Source organism: Chryseobacterium sp. WX (assembly GCF_029542485.1).
In the GTDB taxonomy this organism is placed as follows: Bacteria; Bacteroidota; Bacteroidia; order Flavobacteriales; family Weeksellaceae; genus Chryseobacterium; species Chryseobacterium cucumeris.
On the sequence record NZ_CP120710.1, the window covers coordinates 520,378 to 540,335 of the forward strand.

General features: G+C 33.7%; 17 protein-coding genes, 1 tRNA gene and 1 riboswitch. Of the genes, 4 read left to right on the top strand and 14 right to left on the bottom strand.

Annotated elements, in window-relative coordinates:
• Positions 1-104: 104 nt before the first annotated feature.
• A riboswitch (TPP riboswitch) is annotated at positions 105-211 on the top strand.
• Positions 212-236: 25 nt separating this feature from the next.
• A complete protein-coding gene (gene pnuC / locus PZ898_RS02335; RefSeq protein ID WP_062670006.1) occupies positions 237-833 on the top strand; it encodes a nicotinamide riboside transporter PnuC in 597 nt (198 codons plus the stop codon).
• On the top strand, positions 820-1,851 hold the full coding sequence (locus PZ898_RS02340) for a hypothetical protein (protein WP_277694680.1): 1,032 nt from the start codon (positions 820-822) through the stop codon (positions 1,849-1,851). The genes pnuC and PZ898_RS02340 overlap by 14 nt, the downstream gene beginning before the upstream one ends.
• Before the next feature lie 463 nt (positions 1,852-2,314).
• Here the strand turns inward: PZ898_RS02340 and PZ898_RS02345 are convergent.
• A tRNA-Ala gene (locus PZ898_RS02345) sits at positions 2,315-2,388 on the bottom strand.
• A 172-nt stretch (positions 2,389-2,560) separates the two neighbouring features.
• Here PZ898_RS02345 and PZ898_RS02350 point away from each other — a divergent pair.
• The gene (locus tag PZ898_RS02350; protein WP_123278339.1) at positions 2,561-3,097 is read left to right on the top strand and encodes a GNAT family N-acetyltransferase; all 537 of its coding nucleotides are present in this window, start codon (positions 2,561-2,563) and stop codon (positions 3,095-3,097) included.
• Between the two features lie 7 nt (positions 3,098-3,104).
• On the opposite strand, the gene PZ898_RS02355 is transcribed toward PZ898_RS02350, so the two are convergent.
• Both PZ898_RS02355 and PZ898_RS02360 read right to left on the bottom strand, forming a co-directional pair.
• On the bottom strand, positions 3,105-3,464 hold the full coding sequence (locus PZ898_RS02355; protein ID WP_062669996.1) for a VOC family protein: 360 nt from the start codon (positions 3,462-3,464) through the stop codon (positions 3,105-3,107).
• Between the two features lie 65 nt (positions 3,465-3,529).
• Positions 3,530-3,754: a hypothetical protein gene (locus PZ898_RS02360; protein WP_277694681.1), complete on the bottom strand. Its 225-nt coding sequence runs from the start codon at positions 3,752-3,754 to the stop codon at positions 3,530-3,532.
• A 342-nt stretch (positions 3,755-4,096) separates the two neighbouring features.
• Between PZ898_RS02360 and PZ898_RS02365 the strand changes: the two genes are divergently transcribed.
• On the top strand, positions 4,097-5,677 hold the full coding sequence (locus PZ898_RS02365; RefSeq protein ID WP_277694682.1) for a hypothetical protein: 1,581 nt from the start codon (positions 4,097-4,099) through the stop codon (positions 5,675-5,677).
• A 643-nt stretch (positions 5,678-6,320) separates the two neighbouring features.
• On the opposite strand, the gene PZ898_RS02370 is transcribed toward PZ898_RS02365, so the two are convergent.
• The 11 genes from PZ898_RS02370 to PZ898_RS02420 all read right to left on the bottom strand — a co-directional run bounded on the left by PZ898_RS02370 (position 6,321) and on the right by PZ898_RS02420 (position 19,956).
• Positions 6,321-7,388: an MraY family glycosyltransferase gene (locus PZ898_RS02370; protein ID WP_277694683.1), complete on the bottom strand. Its 1,068-nt coding sequence runs from the start codon at positions 7,386-7,388 to the stop codon at positions 6,321-6,323.
• Between the two features lie 11 nt (positions 7,389-7,399).
• Positions 7,400-8,620: a DUF1972 domain-containing protein gene (locus PZ898_RS02375; RefSeq protein WP_277694684.1), complete on the bottom strand. Its 1,221-nt coding sequence runs from the start codon at positions 8,618-8,620 to the stop codon at positions 7,400-7,402.
• Positions 8,621-8,746: 126 nt separating this feature from the next.
• Entirely contained in the window at positions 8,747-9,256 is a 510-nt protein-coding gene (locus tag PZ898_RS02380) for a glycosyltransferase (protein ID WP_277695594.1), read from the bottom strand.
• A gap of 87 nt (positions 9,257-9,343) precedes the next feature.
• Positions 9,344-9,823, bottom strand: coding sequence for a glycosyltransferase (locus tag PZ898_RS02385; RefSeq protein ID WP_277694685.1), 480 nt, complete (start codon positions 9,821-9,823; stop codon positions 9,344-9,346).
• A 1-nt stretch (position 9,824) separates the two neighbouring features.
• Positions 9,825-11,060, bottom strand: coding sequence for a glycosyltransferase family 4 protein (locus PZ898_RS02390; protein ID WP_277694686.1), 1,236 nt, complete (start codon positions 11,058-11,060; stop codon positions 9,825-9,827).
• Positions 11,005-11,748 carry an acyltransferase gene (locus tag PZ898_RS02395; RefSeq protein ID WP_062669982.1) on the bottom strand — a complete coding sequence of 248 codons (744 nt, stop codon included), beginning with the start codon at positions 11,746-11,748 and terminating at the stop codon, positions 11,005-11,007. The genes PZ898_RS02390 and PZ898_RS02395 overlap by 56 nt, the downstream gene beginning before the upstream one ends.
• Positions 11,745-14,054 carry a hypothetical protein gene (locus tag PZ898_RS02400; RefSeq protein WP_062669981.1) on the bottom strand — a complete coding sequence of 770 codons (2,310 nt, stop codon included), beginning with the start codon at positions 14,052-14,054 and terminating at the stop codon, positions 11,745-11,747. The genes PZ898_RS02395 and PZ898_RS02400 overlap by 4 nt, the downstream gene beginning before the upstream one ends.
• Positions 14,055-14,173: 119 nt before the next feature.
• Complete coding sequence (locus PZ898_RS02405; RefSeq protein WP_277694687.1) at positions 14,174-15,478, bottom strand: O-antigen ligase family protein; 1,305 nt, start codon at positions 15,476-15,478, stop codon at positions 14,174-14,176.
• 1 nt (position 15,479) lies between these two features.
• Positions 15,480-16,595, bottom strand: a complete 1,116-nt coding sequence (locus tag PZ898_RS02410) for a glycosyltransferase family 4 protein (protein ID WP_120230971.1) — start codon at positions 16,593-16,595, stop codon at positions 15,480-15,482.
• The gene (locus tag PZ898_RS02415; RefSeq protein WP_277694688.1) at positions 16,586-17,812 is read right to left on the bottom strand and encodes a hypothetical protein; all 1,227 of its coding nucleotides are present in this window, start codon (positions 17,810-17,812) and stop codon (positions 16,586-16,588) included. The genes PZ898_RS02410 and PZ898_RS02415 overlap by 10 nt, the downstream gene beginning before the upstream one ends.
• Positions 17,809-19,956: a hypothetical protein gene (locus tag PZ898_RS02420; RefSeq protein ID WP_277694689.1), complete on the bottom strand. Its 2,148-nt coding sequence runs from the start codon at positions 19,954-19,956 to the stop codon at positions 17,809-17,811. The genes PZ898_RS02415 and PZ898_RS02420 overlap by 4 nt, the downstream gene beginning before the upstream one ends.
• Positions 19,957-19,958: the final 2 nt, after the last annotated feature.

The window sequence follows — 19,958 nt, forward strand, 5'->3', positions numbered from 1 at the left end:
ATCCATAAAATTATAATTTACCTCATCGACTCTTTATAATCGTGATCATATCCTGTAAATAAAAAACCAAAGTCCTTTCTTTTTTCAACAAAAAGCTGCACCTTTGCCGAACAATGGGGTGCTACAAAACAGTGGCTGAGATGATACCCAGGAATGTATTTCCACACCTGATCCGGATAATGCCGGTGTAGGGATTGCTTACTGATCATCTCATCATTTGATTTCTAATAATTAATATGATGCAGGACATTTTAAAACAAATTACCTTACCGGAATGGTTCGGAGTCTTATTTTCAGTCATTCAGGTTTTACTGGCCCGTAAAAACAATGTCAACAACTATCTTTTCGGAATTGCAGGGATTCTGCTTACGCTGTATGTGATGCTTACTTCCAAGCTGTACGCTGAATTTACCTTAAATCTTTATTATCTGATCATGAGCATCTATGGATGGTTATATTGGAAATTCGGAAAGCAGAAATCAGAAATGGAAATCTCTGTTACCACTACCACAGAAAAATGGATTACGGGAGGAATTGTTCTGGGAACTTTTATCTTATTCTGGTCTTTTCTGACCCATTTTACAGACTCGGATGTTCCGATCTGGGATTCTCTGGTGAGTGCTTTTGCCTGGGCGGGAATGTGGCTGATGGCGAGACGGAAAATTGAAAACTGGGTGATACTCAATGTCAGTAATATCATTTCTATTCCTTTAATGATTCATAAAGAATTGTATCTCTATGCTGTTTTGACGTCATTCTTATTTTTAGTAGCCATTTCCGGATATATAGAGTGGCAAAAAATTATTAAATCGAAAGCTAATGCTGAGTACTAAAGAGATCAGACGGGAACTTCATGGAGCCCCTGTAATTTCTGATAAAGTAATGCAGCATATTCATGAAGAAAAACTGCTTAAAATATGGGTTCCCAAAAAATATGGAGGACTCGGCTATCGTTTTGAAGAAGGACTTAACGCTTTATTTGGCTGTGCAGAAACCGATGGAAGCTTTGGCTGGATGCTGACACTTTGTTCCGGAGCCAATTATTTTTCCAGAAATATCAAGCCTGAAATTGCTCAATTACTGTTCGCCCATTCTGAAACCTGCTTTGGTGGCAGCGGAATGGTGGGAGGAACTGCAGAAAAAATAGACAACAGCCACTATCTGATCAACGGTTCATGGAATTTTGCAACAGGAGCACCTCATCTTACCCATTTTACATTGAATGCAAAAATTACAGAAAACGGAAAACCTTTAATGGATGGTCATGGCAATGGAATAATTCGATCATTTATTATTTCGAAAGAACACGCTGAGGTTATTCCCAACTGGAAATCTATGGGAATGAAGGCTAGTGGCACCTATTCATTCATTGTTGAAAATGTGCTCGTTAATGAAGACTATAGTTTTGTTTACGATACTTTTTTCACCAATGATATTCTGGACACTATTCCTTTTCGGATTTTTGCAGATTTGACACTGTTGGTCAACTATTTGGGAATGGCTTCTCATTTTATTGAAGAAGCAGAATATATTCGTCCTGAGATCCATTTCAAAAGTTTCGCAGAGGCTGTTGAAAAGCATTTGGAAAAAGTATTGCAAATTGCCGGAGAAGTAGAAAATATACTCGGTGATCACAAAGATATTTCTGAAGGATATCAAAACGAAATCCACCAATATGGAGTAGAGCTGGTTCAAAGATTATCCCATCAGATACTTACTAGTTATACACAGCTGGGAATCCGGGCTACGGATATTAATTCTGAAGTTTATCAGGTGTTCTGTGATTATTTTACAGCTGCGATGCATTCTAATTTCAGACCTTCTGCTGATGATTTGGACTTTTCTTTTTGAGTAGAAAATTCTTTGTTAATAAACTTTTTATCTAATACTGATCTATTTCAGATCAAAATATTTTAAATACAATTTTGGAGAAAAAGAATAAAAATTTATGGGTATTGAGATTATTTGGTATTTCGTATATATCTGCGATTTCTTTTAATTAAAAAAAATTCAATAACCTTCGGTAACAGAGAAATATCCATTTGTGAATTAGATTTATGTCTACTGTTCATAATCCATAGACCTTCATCATGACCTTCCTTTATATCTTTCCACTTTAATTGATAAGCATCTCTATAGAAAAGAGTCCATAACTTTGCTCTAACACAATGCAACATTTAAAGGTTATTAAAAGTGGAACTAAAAATCTTTGAAAACTATACCATTCCTTTTTACAAAAAAAACCTACAAAAATCAATTTTTGTAGGGTTTATCATATTTTCGTGCATTATATACATTTTATAATTGCACTAAGTGGAGAATACGGGATTCGAACCCGTGACCTTTTGACTGCCAGTCAAACGCGCTAGCCAACTGCGCCAATCCCCCGTTTTTTTGTAAGGCGATACAAAAGTAAGTATTTAAATGATATTTGCAACTATTTTATAATTTTTATTGAATTAAAATTAATGGAAATAGGCTCAATGACCATAAAAATCCATCATTATCCCTAGAATAAATTCCTAATTAACCTATTTTTGTCTGAAATTATAATACAATCATGCAACTCTATACAAAAAGATTAGTTCTTCGGGATATTACGATTGATGACAAACAGGATATTTTCGATTACCGCTCAGATGCCGAAGCCAATAAATTTCAAGGCTGGATTCCTGAAACCCTGGAAGAAGTGGAAAGTTTTATCCAAAGAAACACAACTGAATTCAACCAACCTGAAAGCTGGTATCAGCTGTTGATTACTGATCAAGAAACAAAAGCAGTCATTGGAGATATCGGAATTCATTTTATTGGAGATGAAAATGTACAGGTAGAACTTGGAATTACCTTAAACACCTCATTTCAGGGTAAAGGGTATGCTTCTGAGGCTTTAAAAGGTACCATTGATTTTCTTTTTAATGATTTACAAAAACACAGAATTACAGCTTCCGTAGATCCTGACAACACTGCTTCTCTTCAACTGATGGAAAGAATTGGTTTAAGAAAAGAAGGGCATTTTGTGAAAAGTCTGTTCTGGAAAAATAAATGGGTTGATGATATTATTTATGCAGTTCTTCGTGAAGAATGGGTTACAGAATAGATGCCTTTCAGATATCATTGTTTTGCTGTACTACGCAAAATGAATTTCCTTCGGGATCAAGAAGAACTACATAGTCAGCATCATCTTCGTAATTCCAGCCTGGCATCTTTCCAGCCCCAATACTAAGAAGCCGCTCTACTTCCTGCCGCTGATTATCAGTTATCAGGTCCATATGATGTCTCTTTGGCTGTTCCGAACTGGTTAATTTTAATGATAACTGCATTCCATCTCCTTCCTTTGGTATCAGAATGGCAAAGTCAACATCAGGCTCATTCTTTATTTTGTAGTGCAAAGCTTCACACCAAAATGCAATTGCTCTGTTCAAATCCGCAACGCCCCAAACGATGGATAATATTTTTAATTTCATTTCAGTGTTGTTTTTAAATAATAAAGAATTTAAGATCTTATAACTCTATTCTCAAAAAGAAATAATTACAAAACGGTATATTTTTCGTAAAATGGAGTGAATTTTGTTCTTACAATCGTTAAAGTAACTAAACCATTGCAAATCAAATAGGATACGATCATTGTATGAAACCACTTTTTAATCGTAACTGTAATCCAGTTATCATTTTCGATCAATGAATACATCTCTTTTTTTAAGTGCGTAATCACATGATCCTTTTTCTTTCCGTTTAATGAAAATAAGTCTTTCATAATCTTTGGTAATCTTTAATCATTTTTAGTTTAACAAGTCTTTATGTTGGCTTATTTCATGGGGTTAGTTTTATTATTCCAAATATAGTGAAATAATAAAAAATTACTTTATGACGCCAGTCATAAAAGAATACCAGTTACAAGTCCAGAATAACGGACTTTAGTTTTTAAGGTTGTATGATTTTGTTATATGATACAGCCTATTCTTTGATATTAATATTTGTGGATATTTTTCCACAAGCCTGTACATGTATTTCCACGGCATTCGAAGAATTTTTACATCTCTATTAGCATACCTTTACCCCGTAATAATATCAATTATGATATGTAAAACAATAATGAATGGTTAAAATTTATACAAAATTATTTATAGCAGTATTAGCTTTAAGCTCTACTTTTGCTTTTGCCCAGGCAGGAAATGTTGGTATTAATACTGCAAATCCAGGTTCCACTATGGATATTAATGGATCATTAGCAGCAAATTATAATGCTGTTATTACAAATTCTTATAATTTGAACTCATCAGATTTCCATGTTTCTTATAATGGTGTTTCCAATGCGGTTTTTAATCTCCCTTCCGCAGTCAGTGGGGCTGGGAATTATAAAGGGCGTATTTATAGGATTAAAAATAATACAAACTTTAGTATTACAGTAAATTCTGCATCTCCCGAGACTATTAATGGAAATCCCAATGTTCTTGTACCAGCAAATCAAAGTGTAGAATTAATCAATACCGGGCTTACAGGAGCTTCTTCTACATGGGAAATCCTTTCAAAAGGAAGTTCTTCTACAGGAGATTATATTATTGTAAAACCAAACGCTATTCAAACAGTATCTACAGGGTCGGACGTTACATTTGGGTCTGTAATTGCAGCCAATAATATTACTTATAATGCCGGTGTTTTTAATTTGAAAGCCGGGAAAACCTATGTTCTCCGTTGCCAACTGCATGCTACAGAGTTCTCACTAGCTGGAGGTTTCTTTGTCTATGAGTGGGTTGATGCTTCAAATAATTCTGTTCTTCCCTCCAGTACCACCGGTGTTGTTGATGCGATAAATAATTATCCTGCCACTTCAATAGGAGGCCAGCCAGAAGCCTATGCTATTTACAGACCTACAGTGGATACCTCTGTAAAAGTACGATTAGGAGGAGCAGGAACAGCTCAGTTGAATCCTCAGATAGGATTTATGACTGTTACAGAGCTTGCTGGAGGGAATGGAAACGGAGGAACAACGATTATTAATAACAATATTACCGCAAGCAATGGTCTTACATTATCAGGTACAGATGTAAAACTGGGAGGAACCCTCTCACAAGCTACAGATATAACAATGGCGGGAAACAATTTAAGTATTAATGGTACAGGAAAAGTCCTGATGGGGACCAATACGGTGCCCGCGGGTGCATCAAATGCAAAAGTTATTATTGATAATGGGACTACCAACGGTGCTCTTCAAATTAAAGATGGTACTCAGCAGTTGGGGTATGTCCTCACAAGTGATGCCAATGGTTTGGCAACATGGTCATCCACTGTTACTACAGCGTTCGCCAATAATTGGACACCATATACCGGGACATTAATAAATCCTTATACAGGCGGAACTGGAGCTGCAGGATTAAATACGGGAGTTCAGGTAACTATCCCTGCAAAAGGATGGTATTTTTTCCGATGTGGAGTTGCGATCAATTCTGATTGTAATGATTACTTTTTTTATATTAACGGTATTGGTGATGTCTGGAGAAGCTACTGTGGCTCAAACACTGCTGCATTCATGTTTCCAAGAGATCAGAACCGTGTATTATATTTTGCTACACCAGGAACCTACACTGTGTTAGCTGGTAAAACAAATGGAGTAGTTCCGACCTCATTCAATGCTGGAAACCCTTCTTTTTATCTGGATTTTGTAAAATTCCAAAATTAAATAGCGGCTTTTATGTTAAGGTTCAGCGATTCTAAAAACACAGAAAAACTACAAGGATTATTTCTTTGTAGTTTTTTTATGGATTAAAATCACTATTTTTCCCTACAAAGGAAAAAATAGTGATTTGATGTGATTTGTATTGATAAATTTTATGTCTTTTATTTTTAGAGATAATTTGTATTGTTTTTTATTCTAAATTTATAAGGTCTTTAAAAGTATTCTACTCTTATTATAAGTGTTGAATTACTATACAAAAGCAATGTAGAACTACATCATATCCAATCACTTTATTGATGATTGGACTCTAAAAAGCTCATTTTTATAAGTAATTCTCTACAATAAAATTTTGCGCAATTTTATTGTAAGATTTTAAATATGTATAACAACAGTTAGTTTTCAATTGACTTTTTAGCTTTTACTGCTTTTAAAAGATGTTAGAAGTTTTATAAATCATGATGAAGCCAATTACTTTTTGCTCATCCGGAGAAACAGAGCATCCTTGCTTTCTTTGTTTATTACTTGCCCTTAGTTATTCTCATGAAGGGTTTCTACTAAAGTGCTCGCAGCATCTTATTTTATAATTAGTGATAGAGCAGTTTATACAAGAGATTCCAAAAAATGACAGTGAATAAATGAAACAATCTTAGTTGTACTCTAATTCTTTTATCCTTTTTTTCCAGCTCAGGAAATGATTAATGCTTTTAATGATTTTGAAAACAGCTATAAATATAAAAAAGGAGATTAATGAAGAATAAATAGAGTAGCTTTTAAAAAAAACATATTGAACGAGAAATGTCAGAACATTAATCAAAATAAAAGTAATACTTATTTTTTTATGAGAAAAACCTAATAAAAGAAGAAGATGATGGATATGGGTTTTATCTGCTTTGAAAGGTGATTTTCCTCTTAATATTCTATCAGTATACACTCGTATAGAATCAATTACGGGAATAGTAAATACAAAAAGTATAAAAAATACTCCATAAGGAAAAGTTGTTGTATTGTTATCAAACTTTGTGATGAAAATTCCCAGACATATCAATAAATATCCTAAAAATAGCGAGCCTGAATTTCCTAAGAAAATTTTATTTTTCTGAGAAAGATTATATTTTAGAAAAGCTATAATACTTCCAACAAAAAGTATAGCTACTCTTGCCAGCCCTAAGTTGCCTTCTATTAACATGATAATAAAGAACAAAACAAATCCTATTCCTGCTACACTACCTGCAAGCCCATCCACACCATCTATAAGATTAAAAGCATTAACTGCTGTTACGATAACCAAAACAGTGAGCAGATACTGGAAGTATGTATTAATTTCATAGATTCCGAACAATCCGTATAAAGATGAAATTCTTATTCCGGAAGTCGCTATAATGATACTTACACAAACTTGAATGATTAGTTTATAAATGGCTTTAATATCAGTTTTATCATCTAGAGTTCCCACCAGAAGTAAAATATAAGAGGTTACAATAATTGGAAGTATTATTCTCCAGCCTTTATCTGCGGAAATTTCAATTAATAGTAAAATAATCATTCCAATAGCCAGACCTCCAATTAATGGAATAGGAGTGTAATGTATTTTTCTTGTATTGGGAACGTCTACCAATCTAAATTTTTGGGCAATGATTCTCATTACGGGGATTATACAGATTGATAAAATGAAGGCAAGGGTTCCCGATATTAATAGTTCTATAAAATTTTTCATGGTACTTTGTTTTAAATGGGTTCATTGGGATTATTGAATAACTGTATGTTTTTCAGATGTTCTAAGTTGTACTTTTCAAGGATTTTTTTCTCCAGGTTACAAATTACAGGATATACTTTTGCTTTGTTTTTTGCAGTAAATGTTTCTTCAATAAGATTATGGTATTTTTTTGCGATTTTTTTCCAGATATATCTTCTTTCCGCTATCTGCTTCATCCTGATTGCACAATTTTGAAGATCTTCATTTTTCAGTTGAGCCAAAATATTTTTTAATTCTTCTGCATTTGAAAAATAGAATGCCTGATTTTCTGTAGTTGTTCTGTTGTAAGAAACACCATTGCTGATAACCGGTAGTCCTAAAAACATAGCTTCCACTAAAGAAGGATTGGTACCTCCTGCAGAATGACCGTGAATATAAAGCGAAGCATTTCCGCGAATAAGATCTATTGTCTCTTGCTCATAAATTGGATCTAAAAGATGAATATTTTCGAAATCTGAATATTGCTGTTTCAATTCCACACCATATTGACTATTCTTCCAGTTACCAACCATTACGAGCTTGCGGCCAGGAAATTCGCTGAATACTTTTAAAATAGTGTGAACGTGATTCTCTGGTTCTATTCTGCACACTTTTACGGCGTACTCACCCAGTAAAAAAGGATATTCTTCAATATTTTTTGATGTGGGAACCAAATTTACTTTTGTGTGGTCTGCACCATATTCTATTACCCTGCTGATTGTTTTATATCTTAAAGAAGTATAATCCTGAATAGATTCATTATCAGAAATATCAATATCAGAAAACTGTACTGCCAGTTTTTCTGCCCACCATAAATATAACTTGGCTGCTAATGACCATTTATCTCTCTTCCATTCGATACCATCTATGGAAATAATGATTTTTTTACTGGTAAACAGTTTTACAAATGGAAGAAGCCAGGCTCCGGCTACCCCTAAAATCAGTAAAACATCACAGTAAAATAATGAATGAATAATAGACCATGTATCATATGCAATACTCTGAACTCCATTGGCGTCTAGAGGAATATATTTTAGTCTGGCTCCTTTCCAGCTTTCGCTCCTTTCTTTTTCTGGGTATTTTTTTGAGGAACAGTATACTGTAAAATCATAGGTATCTGAGAGCTCTTCTACAAGATGAGCAGCTAAAGTTTCAAATCCTCCATAATTGGCAGGTAAGCCAACGGTTCCGATAATTGCTACTTTTGTTTTCATAATTAGTTATATTTAAAAAGAGTATAACTATTCATGTTCCAAAAGTAAACTTAATTGTAATTTATTGATAATCAGTATTTTATTTTTATAAATACTTGCGCATAATTCCAAAAAATGGAAAATCTGTTATAAACTGGAAATAATATGGATTGATTCTTTCTCAAAATACTCCTCCGAGAACATCAGACTTTTAGCATAAGCTGCATCACTGAAAGATTGATAAATAATTCTATCTTTTAATATATAGTTTATTTTTTCAGATAGCTCATTTATATTTTTAGAATTAACCCAAAAACCATTTTCACCATTTTTCACAAGCTCCGTAACGCCGCCAATTGGCGGAACAATAGCAGGAAGACGATATCGCATTCCTTCCAGAATAGTTAATCCAAATGTTTCAACCCAAAGATCGGGATGAGATAGATTGACCACTAAATCAGCCTCACGGTAAAAAATATGAGTGTCAACCTGAGTAGGATAGATTTTCAGATTTTTTGGAATTTCTTTCATCCTGAAATAATCTAAAATTTCCTGCTCTGAAGCATTGACTACCAGTTTGAAAATATATTGTGAATTTTGTTGTGCCAGCTGCAAAAACTCGTTTACCCCTTTGTATATTTTTAAAGAGCATATCATTAAAACCACTGGAACTGTATTTTGATGATTTTGAAATTGGTCTGCTTTTTCAACAAAATCATGTTCCAATACATTGTAAAGAAGAACCTAGTTGTTGATAAGAGATTCCTGCCTCAAAAGAAATTCTGAAACAAAAACAATCTTATGGGCTGTAAATTTTGCTATTCCAAAAAGCAAATTCTTAAAAATAGCAGGCTTGATTGAAGTTTCGTGGATATGATAGATTACTTTGCAGCCTTTTATTTTTCCGGCAATAGCCGCTCCAAAAGGAAGCACAGTATTGATATAGAGAATATCTTTTCTTTTCAGGAAAAACAAAAGCTTTATCATTAATAGAAACTGACAGAGAAAGAAATTACATATTCTTGTGACAGGATTGGGTGAAAAGCGATACCAGAAATAATGATTTCTCACTTTAGAAATATCAGAAAGAAAACCTTTTCTTCCACCTGAAGTAAAAAGATGGGTTTCCATACTATTTTTTGTCCAGGCTTTTAATAACTGCATCAGTACCTTTGGACTTCCGCTATAATCATTTAATAAATGGATGGCAACAATTCTTTTCATTTCAGATTTGATTATAAATTGTATTCAGATATTCACCTCTTTTTTCCCAGGAAAATCTTTCCAGATAATGTTTTCTTGCCCCGGTACTCATTTCTTTCCTTAGATTTTTTTCCAGAAAAAGCCTTAGTAATGCATAGCTGAGCTTCTCAATGGTTTCATTGTATTCCTGCTGTGGAATTGCAAAGCCACAGGTACGATTGATGAACTCTCCAGGGCCTTCATTTTCAAGACATACCACAGGTAATCCAAATGAGAGTGCTTCCGGAACTACCATTCCTGCCCCTTCATGTGACGGAAATAAAAATACTGATGATTGTTCATAGATTTTCATGAGTTCTTTCCGGTCAATCCATTCTATTATTTCAATGAAATTATTCATTTCAAGACTGCTGATAAGGGACTGGTAAGATTTTTTCTGTTCCCCCGTTCCAATAAGAGTAAGTTTGCATAATGCTTTATCTTTTTCTGAAATTTGATTAATGAATTGGGCAAAAGATTTTATTGTTAAATCAAACCCTTTTAAGGGAACGAACCTTCCTACGCTGATTATCTTAAAGTCTGATTTTGGAAGTAGTTCTTTTTTCTGGAAAAAGTCTTCTGATGCTACTGAAGGATAAAGTGAGTATTGGCCTTTACCTTGCTTCAGTTTTTCCGGAACACTGCTATTCATACACCAAATATGATCTGAATGCTCAATTGTATTTCTTAGTGATACGGAAAATTTCCAAAAGCAATTTTTGATCAGCCAGATAAGACGGTCTTTAATTAAATATTGTATTGAATAATCTTTCAGATATTGTTTTGGAATCAGAGGATGATGTCCTACCGGTCCCCAAACCATAGGCTTATTAAGTTTCCATAAAAAGCTTGGCGTCCAATCATTATGAAAGTTGACATTATGAACAATATCAAAATCCAGTTTTTGTTTTTTGATAAAAGAGACAACTTTCTTTTGCCACAGATAGTAATAAAGCATGGCACCGAGATTTCCTTTTTTCCAGAAGCGCATCCAGTAAGGAAGATCAAAATAAAGGAATTGGATATTCATATATACAGGATCAGGATTTTCTGCCATATATTTTTCAATATGGATTTTATTATTTTCTCTTGTAATGGCAATCACTTTTCGGAACCGGGCAATCTGATATACAAAATTCCAGCCCATGGCATCTTCCGAACCTTTATAGGGATTTACGGCATAGCAAGTCGCCAGTATAATCTGATTGGTAGTCATCATAAGTTCTCATTTTTATTAGTTTTGCAGGTACACCTCCTATAATACTGTTGTCTGGAAATGATTTTGTAATAACACTTCCTGCTGCTAAAATACAGCCGGAGCCAATTTCTACGCTGTCCAAAATTGTAACTTTACTGCCAATCCAACAGTTTTTGCCTATTTTAATTCCTTTTCGATTCACGCCCTGATGTCTTATGGAAATATCAGGATCTTCATAATTGTGATTTTCCGGATGGCAGCTAAGGTATTGTCCTACAATACAGTCGTCACCAATTTCAAGACCTCCGGAACCTCCGAGATAAGCAAATTCTCCAATTCCTACGTTATTTCCAATTTTTATTTTTTCTCCAATATTATTTAATGAAGTAGAAACTATAATTCTGCTGAAAGCTCCTATAGAAACATTATTTCCAAATTCTATCCCCTGTTTAGCCAGTGCAGAAATATAAACGTCATTCCCTAATCTCAGAAATTTTCCCCATTGTATTTTTGAAACATTGAAGAATCCTACACGTTTTCCCAAAAGCATTCCTTTTGGATTTCTTAAAAAGAATATCGTCTTCAGTCCTCTGATGAGACTCCAGAACTGAACCCAAATCAGCAGGAATACGGCTCCGGAGTTTAATGCCTTATCTAAAGTAAAGTCCGGATTTCTGAGCTTTATGATTTTTTCAACAATTGTTTTCATTTTGCAGCAATTATAGTGTTCATTATAGTACCTAAAGTGGTGTCCAAATCATTATTTTCGATGGAAAGATATTTGATCTTCGGATCTTTTTTTTCCAGTTTTGAGAATAATCTGCCGTATGATGCTGTCAAAGCACATATTGAATGATAGGAAAGTTCTTTTTTTCTGCCCAGAATTTTTTCGGGAGCAGCATACAGAAAAAAATTAAATTTGGGTTTTAATAGCAGATGATATCCGTTTTCTGTGATGCCTTCCGGAAGTTTGATATTGCTTCTTTTACTATCTGCAATAAAATCAAAATAATATCTGTCATACAATACAATTTTTCCTCTTAACACATATTTCAGATAAATAATAAATTGTCCAATAATATAATCTGCATAGTAATATGTAAATCTTAACAATGAGGAGAAAAAATGATCATTCTTACCTTGTCTTGGCAGAGAATTTACAATATCCTGATGCGCTTTTTCTTTTCCCTTTGTAAATACACTCAATATCGGAAGGAGAGAAGGTCTGTGTCTGAGAACTTTTACAGGTCTTCGGTAGCGTTTTTCAATGAGCTCCGAAACTTCAGAAATAACCGTTGATTTTCCAACACCATCTACACCACTGAAAGTAATAATGAATCCTCTTTCTGAAAAAATATCTTTTAAATAGCCGCCGAGATTCTTAAGGAATAAAAATCCTCTGTTGCATTCTTTGTTTTTCAGCATTGTAATACATTCTGTTTTACTTTTCATTATTGTTTCTGAGGTATTCTCATATACAAAACTTTTATATGAATCCGGAATTTTACTATTATTTAGGGTATAAAAATAATACAGGTATTTTGCCGTATCTTGTGGAGATGATATTTTAATTCCATATCTGTTCTGCTCCGCATGATCTATCATTCTGTGTGTTTCCATAAATTCAAGATGTTTCCACTTCAGCTGATAAATAAGATCCAGATTAAGAATCTTAAGATCATGAGTAATAAGCCTTATGTTGTACATGAATGATTTTTTGACAATTTTTATTCTGTTGACCAAACTGTTCTGTTTTAGAAATACAGCCATTTTTGAAGCATCCTGGAAGGAGATAACAAGATCAATATCAGAGTTGAGAGGGAGGTTTTCCGGTTCTTTATCATGGAATTTCAGTGCAGCATATTTCTGAGGATATAAGTAATCAAAAATATCCATGATAAGAAGCTCTCGTTCGGTTTTGATTTCAGTAAGATACATATTCAAGGCCTCCGACCATACTTTTAAAAGCCAATGAATCTGAAGATGCCATTGTTCTTGTTCAGAATACAATTTCAGGTAATAAAGCACATTGGTCAGCAGATAGAATTTCAGATATTTTTTAAGTTCATTATCATTAAAATTAAATGCAGTTTTATTGTGCTTTCTGATTTGTGTCCAGGTTTCTTTCCATGGCATATGCTGTACAAGGATACTGTTCTGTATGATAAAGTGAAAGAAATCAAATCCTTTAGGTTTTTCAAATGAAGCCAGTTCCCAATCGTATATTCCAAGGATATCATCTTTTACACAGCAGTTCCAGGGAGTAAAATCCCCATGAGAAAAGGATAAGTGTATCATTTCATCTTTATCAATATTTTCCAGAATCATTTTAAGTTTTCGCATCAGATTTGGAGGGATCCGGTTATCATCAATTGTGGTGAAGTTTTCTATCAATGTGCCGAAATGTTTCCAATTGGATATTTTAATGGCAGTCTGATATTTTTCTTTGATTCCCTGAAGAGCTTTAGCATGAATTCCACTGAATTTCTTTTGTCTCTTTCCGTTATTTGAAATATCAGAAAGCCTTAATACATAATCATTAATTAAAGATGCAGAAGGTGTTGAATACAATCTGTTGGTTCCGGAGTAGGTGATGATTTTATATTCTTTATTGATAAGATTTTTTGCATTTTTTGTCGCAGCAATTTTGAAGAAGCATTTGTCTGCAAATAAAACGGCTTTGTTATTAGGGCCTGGAGTTCCGGTAAATATGGCCCAATCATTCATGATGTCAAATAAAGGGTTTTCTTCTGAGGTATAATATAAAGTCTCTTTTTTGAATACTACTTTCTGCAGATTCAGAAAGAATATGAGATGCACAACGAAGGCAAATAATTTTCCCTTAATCGTTGTTATATTATAGAACTTCAGGAATAAAGGCTTTTTTGATCGCGAATTCCAAAACCATCGTACACTTCCATCCTGGTTGGGAATATAAGAAAATGAGATTCTTTTACTTCCTGTCTGCTGTTTCAGATACAGTTTATATCCTATGTTTTTAAATAAGTTTCTCATGATGTTCTATTTTATATTAACATAGGATATAAACATCTTGCCAATTATTTAAGTTATTGAATTTGTGTTGTTTGTGTTGTTTTTTAGTGAGATGTGTTTTCCAAAAAATGGAAAAAAAACTATAGAATGGAATTTTTTTCTATAAGATCAGGTCTTTTTCTTTTAAGAACAATTTTTTGCAGCCTGGTAAGATGGTTGCTGTTTTTAATAGCCACGGAAAAGATTATAATTTGGTAAAATAAAATTCCGTAATTGCTTTCTCCAAATATTCCAAACTCAGTAAAAGAATTGATGATAATAGGAATAAGGATTCCAATGAGCATAAGTTTTGTTTCTTTGGGTTGGGACATTATTGATTTTAGAGTAAAAAAGACCTGAAAAAAAACAATGGTGAGCCCAATAAAACCAAGATTCATAAGAACCTGCATGAATGTATTATGAGTCATTTTTCCCGGATAGGTGTGGGCGCTCTGAAAAAACTCTTTATAGTCTATTCTCATAAATCCAAAGCCAAAAAGTGGTTCCCTTGGTAATCCTTCATTAATTAAAGCTTTCCAGAAAGGAAGTCGCCCTGTAAGGCTCATTACTTCTTCCAGACGAGACTGATCGCCACCCTTTAAAATGATACTGTAAACCGCAAAGGGAGCTATTATCGCTACCACTCCGATAATGGCAAATTTTAAAGTTTTTTTCTTGGTCTGATTAACGTGGAAAAATATAATGAGTAAAATTCCGATAAGTGAAGATCTTGATCCCGTCATATAAAGTGCATACATAATGATGATGATCTTTATAATAGTCCAAATTTTATTTTTAAAACGGTAAAGGTCAAAAATAAGACAGGCACAACCCACACCGGCAAGCATTCCAAGCTCATTGGGATTCATTAATGTACCGCCAAGTCTGGCCTCTTCACCTCCGTCAGTAAGACGGAAAAAGATATCAGGAGCAATCCATAGTCCGATAACAAAGACAAGTTGCAATACAAATACAGTGTTTCCTAAAAGATGATAAAGGCGGATGCTATGGCCTTCAAAATAAATATCCAGTATTTTTAAACTTTTTACAAAGAAATAAGCAAAGACAAAACTCTGAAAAGTCATAAACCATTGCAGTGCACTGAATCCCGGATTGGTACTCCAGGAGAATGATATAAATCCTAAAGTCAGATAGCCCATGTACAGGATAGGGGAGAAAATATTTTTATAGGACAATGAATTTAATCCGCCATAATTGATGATTTTTTGATAAACAAGAATAGAAGAAATCATAACCCCCATTCTTCCCACTATCTTTATTCCCCTTGTGATAGCAACATTTTCACTCCACGTAAAAAAGCAGGCTACCATTAGCAGCAGAATAATAAACAATTGATTATTTGTTTTTTTTAGAAAGAGGTGATGTTTAGGGGATAAGGTTTCCATATCAGATATTGTAGAGTTGAGTATTCATATCGTCAAGAATTTTTTTCCAGTCAAAAGCTTCTTCCACCATTTGTATAGCATTTTCCGACATGGCGATATACTTTTTCTGATGTTCCCATACTTCAGAAATTGTTATAAAAGAGTGCGTAAGTAGAGTAGGATCAGGGGTTGGAATACAAATGCCGGCGTCATATTTTTCTACAAGGTGGCCGATGTTCGTATTTCTGGTGACAATACAGGGCTTTCCAAAGTCGGCGGCTTCAATAACTGAGACAGGCAGGCCTTCATTTCTGGAAGGATGCACGAAAATATGCATTCTTTTGATTAGATTATTTTTTTCTTCTCCGAACTTACTTCCCAGCAATTCTACTTTGTCACTTATATTATATGATTTTATGGTATGGATAAGATCATTTTTTTCAGCCCCGTCTCCTACAATCCAAAGTTTGGAATTAGGCTTTTTTCTGGAAAAAGCAGCGAAACTTTCAATGAGAATGTCCAGACCTTTTGTATGAATATCCAGTCTGCCAACAAACCCGAAAATAATAGGTTCTTTGAGATTACTGCAATAATTGCTGGTATTTATTCTATCATAGCCATAGGTGATCAGAACACCTTTTGAGGTTGGAAAAACAGAATTGAGACCTTCTATTTCACTTTCTCCTATACAATGGATTTTAGAAGCGTTTTCAATGACTTTTTTTTCAAATATTTTAAAGTAAATTTTTTTTACATATTTGCTTTTCTTCATGGCAATACTATTATATGCACCATGAGGAGTTATTACATATCGGTAGTTATTTTTCTTTAAAAATTTACTTAAAGAAGCAAATATGGGAATCCATCCTCCATGAAAATGAAAAACTGTTGCCTGATCAGCGGCCAGAATTTCTTTTTTAAGATCTTCGGGAATAGAAAAAGGATTTCTTTTTTTCTTAAAAATCTTTGTTATGAATGTCCTTTCTGGATAGTTGATTTCTGTGTTTTCAGAAACACCCCATACTTCTACATTCCCTTTGTTTTCGGCCTGTTTTGTAGCGATATTATATACCACTTTATTAACGCCGTTCATTTTTTCGGGGTTCGCTTTTCCTAATATTAAATGTACTATGCCCATACCGAAATTTGTTTTTTGTTTAGAATTATTTTCCAGTAAACAATCATTACAATCTGATTAACTGCTAATCCGGCTACAGCGCCATAGAGCTGCCCGTATTTTAGTAAAAAATGGAAACTCAGAACCGAGAAAACAAAGGATATACAATATCCGATAAAGAACGCCTTATTTTGCTCTAAAATTCTGATAGAAATCCGGGTTGGATAACTGTACAGGATTACAATATATAAAGCTGAGATCAGCTTAATGACAAATCCATATTGATGGTATTTTTCACCTCCGAGAATAATAATCAACGAATCTGAAAAGGTGAAAAAGCAAACGATTATAATAGTTAAAAGGGCTATAGCCTTCCTTATCTTGAGAAGAAGCTCTTTTTTTTCCTGATTTTTATTTTGATAATAAAGCTGAGCTGTTTTAGGAAGGTAATAATTTTCAATGGTTTGTAAGATAATATTGATAATTCCGAAGAAGGATTGAACAAGCCTTAATGCTCCCAAAGCATTGATTCCTAGGTATACACCTGCCGCAAGGGTGAAGAAATTACCTGAAAGCCATTGAAGAACAGAAGCGCTTAAAAGCCACTTACCCTCTGTAAAGTAATAGCGCAAAAGTGAGGTGTTTTTCAGATTGAAATCTGCATTTTTTATAAGGTATCCTATGCCGGGAACAGATGCTGCAATGTTTACAATACCGATAATATATAAGCTTTTCCATAAAGTAAGGGACGCCTCAAATCCAAGTAGAGGGAAAATAATAATAAAGATAGTATCGATAAAAAGGACAATTTTAATATGATCTATGGTCAGTAATATTTTTCTGAGAAAGTCCTGTAAAATATAGGCTGAAACAAAAACTATTAAGGCAGAAAGATTGTTTTTCACAAATGCTATTGCCGGAACAGGAAGAAGAGTAATAAAAAAAACAAGAAGGCTGAACATGGAAATCAAAACCAATGAAGCCATAAATGCAAAGCCCAGTGATTTTTTACTGAAATTCTTTGCTGATAAAATCTGAAAAGGCTGAACAATAAAGGCATTAGAAATGCCTACCAGAAAATAGGTTATTAAAAGGATGGATGAAAATATTCCAAATTCAGAAATACTTAGTTTTCTCACCAGTAAAAAGGTCAGAAGAAAATTGCTCCCGCTGAATATGAGCTGATCTGTAAAAACCAACACAGAGGCGCTTTTAAATATTTCATGGATTCTTTTCACGATTTATATTTGTTTATAATACGTTTAATAGTCGTTATCAGACTAGGGTTGTATCCTTCTTTATTCAAAACGAACCAAAGATTGGAAAGTTTGTATTCGTCTTTTAAAAGTTCAATGTTTGTTATGTTTTTGGCTGCGGTTTTTCTGCTGTCAAGTATGAACAGGTTCTGATCTGCAATATTCATAAAAAGTAAAGGTAGCTTGCCTTGTTTTATAGACTGATTATTGATAATGCAGATATTGCTTTCCTTCATTTTTTCACGAATAAGATTCCTGATATCCTGAGCTGTAAGCTTAAGGTTTTCCTCGGCTGATAAATTGATGTAATGATCTGCTTCTGAATTGCTTAAGGTTCCGGCTGCATCTACTAACAGAACTATTCTGGATTGCAGTTGTAATGCTTTGATGATATTTTTTGCATGAAATGTATGCTGCTGTGCTTTATCATATGAAGTAATACAAATCTGACTTTTATCTTTTATTATTTCTTTAAGCTCCATTTCCAAAACATTTTCCAGAAAATGATGCATTATTTTTTCTTTCTTTTTGATAAATGGAGTAGTGAATGCTATGGGTATGGAACTGTTTTTTTCAATAGTGAAAATATCATTCACCTTGGCTTTGGCAAAATGTACTGCATAAATCAGGAAAATAGAAGCAACCATACTCATAATAGCAGCAACGATAATAATGATGGAACGCATAGGTGAAACAGGCTCCTGTGGCAGTTCTCCCCGGGAAATAATTTTATGAAATGAGATCTTTGCAGCTTTTGCGATCTCGGCATCTATTCTTTTTTCATTGAGAAAATTATAGTTTTTTTCATAGAGATTAAATTCTCTATTCATGATATTCAATAGTTTTTCCTTTTCAGGAAGACCTATGAAAGCTCTTTCTGCAGTCTGAATATCATGTTCTATATCATTGTATTTTATCTGTAAATTTTTCTGGGTATTTTGTATGCTTTCAGTTTGATAATCAGTGAGGTCTTTAATTTTTGTGTCAATGATCTTTACTTTTTCATGTTCAGGAGTGTAGGTAAGTAATAATTCCTTTTTTTCAGCCTGTAGCTGTTTCATGTTTTTTACCATTTCGGTAGAAAGAAGATCATTGAATGCCTCAAAGTTTGTGGCCAGATCAAGATAATTATCTTTTCCTTCCGTAATATAGCTGTTAAGACTTTTGATGGCGTCAAGATTCATTTTGAGATTACTCTGTTGAATTTTTAGCTGGGCTATTTTTCTCAAATCCGTTTCAGTCTCCTGTGGGATATTGATAATATTTTCTTTGTTTCTATAATTTTCAATACGGTTTTCTGTTTCAGATAATTTATTGTTAGCCTGTCCGATTTCTCCTTTTAGAAAATCAACAGTAGTATTGGCTGCCCGGTATTTATTTTCAATATAATCTTCAATATATGTTTCAGCCAGTGTATTTACAAAAAGACTTGCTTTGGCTGGGACATTACTTTTAAAGTTGATTCTGATAACGGGAACATCTTTGTCAACGGCAACAATGTCGAGACTTTTATTAATCTTTTCTAAAAGTTTCTCTCTGCTTAAAAATACAAAATCGTAAAAATCAATAATTTGTGCATTAGGTTTGGACAGAAGATAATCATCATTTTTTGTGATCAGTATCCTTCCTCCTGGAATGCTGACGGGAATTCCGAAAGTACCTTTTAACTCCTTTTTGGAATCTGAAGTAAACAGCAGATAGTTCTTTGATGATATGATATGTAAAGAAAATGTCTTATCATAGTTTTTTTTATCACTTAATGTAGCTTCTATTTTTATTGGAGAGTCGGTAAACAGCTCTACAGAGTGCATTTTTCCTTTACGGTATATTTCTGTGGAAAAGGATAATTTTTTTAAAGTTTTTTCAATGAGTGAAGAAGACTTGAGAACTTCAATTTCTGTACTGATTTTGTTGGAAGATGCGAATACATCAAAATCTTTAAAAAGATTTGCACTGGGCACACCTTGCTGGGTATCGGCAAGTTTTAGTTTTGCTGTGCTTTCAAACATGGGTGTAACGTAATTCAGATATTTTTTTACGGCCAAAACAGAAAATATCATTGCAAGAACTACTATGGGCAGCCCTCTTAACAGAGGTTTGAGAAACCGAACATTTTCGTTATTCATGG

Coding starts and splice junctions, on each gene's coding strand:
- PZ898_RS02420 (WP_277694689.1), bottom strand. CDS start 19,956: ATGAATAACGAAAATGTTCGGTTTCTCAAACCTCTGTTAAGAGGGCTG.
- PZ898_RS02385 (WP_277694685.1), bottom strand. CDS start 9,823: ATGAAAAGAATTGTTGCCATCCATTTATTAAATGATTATAGCGGAAGT.
- PZ898_RS02340 (WP_277694680.1), top strand. CDS start 820: ATGCTGAGTACTAAAGAGATCAGACGGGAACTTCATGGAGCCCCTGTA.
- PZ898_RS02395 (WP_062669982.1), bottom strand. CDS start 11,748: ATGAAAACAATTGTTGAAAAAATCATAAAGCTCAGAAATCCGGACTTT.
- PZ898_RS02360 (WP_277694681.1), bottom strand. CDS start 3,754: ATGAAAGACTTATTTTCATTAAACGGAAAGAAAAAGGATCATGTGATT.
- PZ898_RS02350 (WP_123278339.1), top strand. CDS start 2,561: ATGCAACTCTATACAAAAAGATTAGTTCTTCGGGATATTACGATTGAT.
- PZ898_RS02375 (WP_277694684.1), bottom strand. CDS start 8,620: ATGAAAACAAAAGTAGCAATTATCGGAACCGTTGGCTTACCTGCCAAT.
- PZ898_RS02370 (WP_277694683.1), bottom strand. CDS start 7,388: ATGAAAAATTTTATAGAACTATTAATATCGGGAACCCTTGCCTTCATT.
- pnuC (WP_062670006.1), top strand. CDS start 237: ATGATGCAGGACATTTTAAAACAAATTACCTTACCGGAATGGTTCGGA.
- PZ898_RS02355 (WP_062669996.1), bottom strand. CDS start 3,464: ATGAAATTAAAAATATTATCCATCGTTTGGGGCGTTGCGGATTTGAAC.
- PZ898_RS02390 (WP_277694686.1), bottom strand. CDS start 11,060: ATGATGACTACCAATCAGATTATACTGGCGACTTGCTATGCCGTAAAT.
- PZ898_RS02400 (WP_062669981.1), bottom strand. CDS start 14,054: ATGAGAAACTTATTTAAAAACATAGGATATAAACTGTATCTGAAACAG.
- PZ898_RS02410 (WP_120230971.1), bottom strand. CDS start 16,595: ATGGGCATAGTACATTTAATATTAGGAAAAGCGAACCCCGAAAAAATG.
- PZ898_RS02380 (WP_277695594.1), bottom strand. CDS start 9,256: ATGATATGCTCTTTAAAAATATACAAAGGGGTAAACGAGTTTTTGCAG.
- PZ898_RS02405 (WP_277694687.1), bottom strand. CDS start 15,478: ATGGAAACCTTATCCCCTAAACATCACCTCTTTCTAAAAAAAACAAAT.
- PZ898_RS02365 (WP_277694682.1), top strand. CDS start 4,097: ATGGTTAAAATTTATACAAAATTATTTATAGCAGTATTAGCTTTAAGC.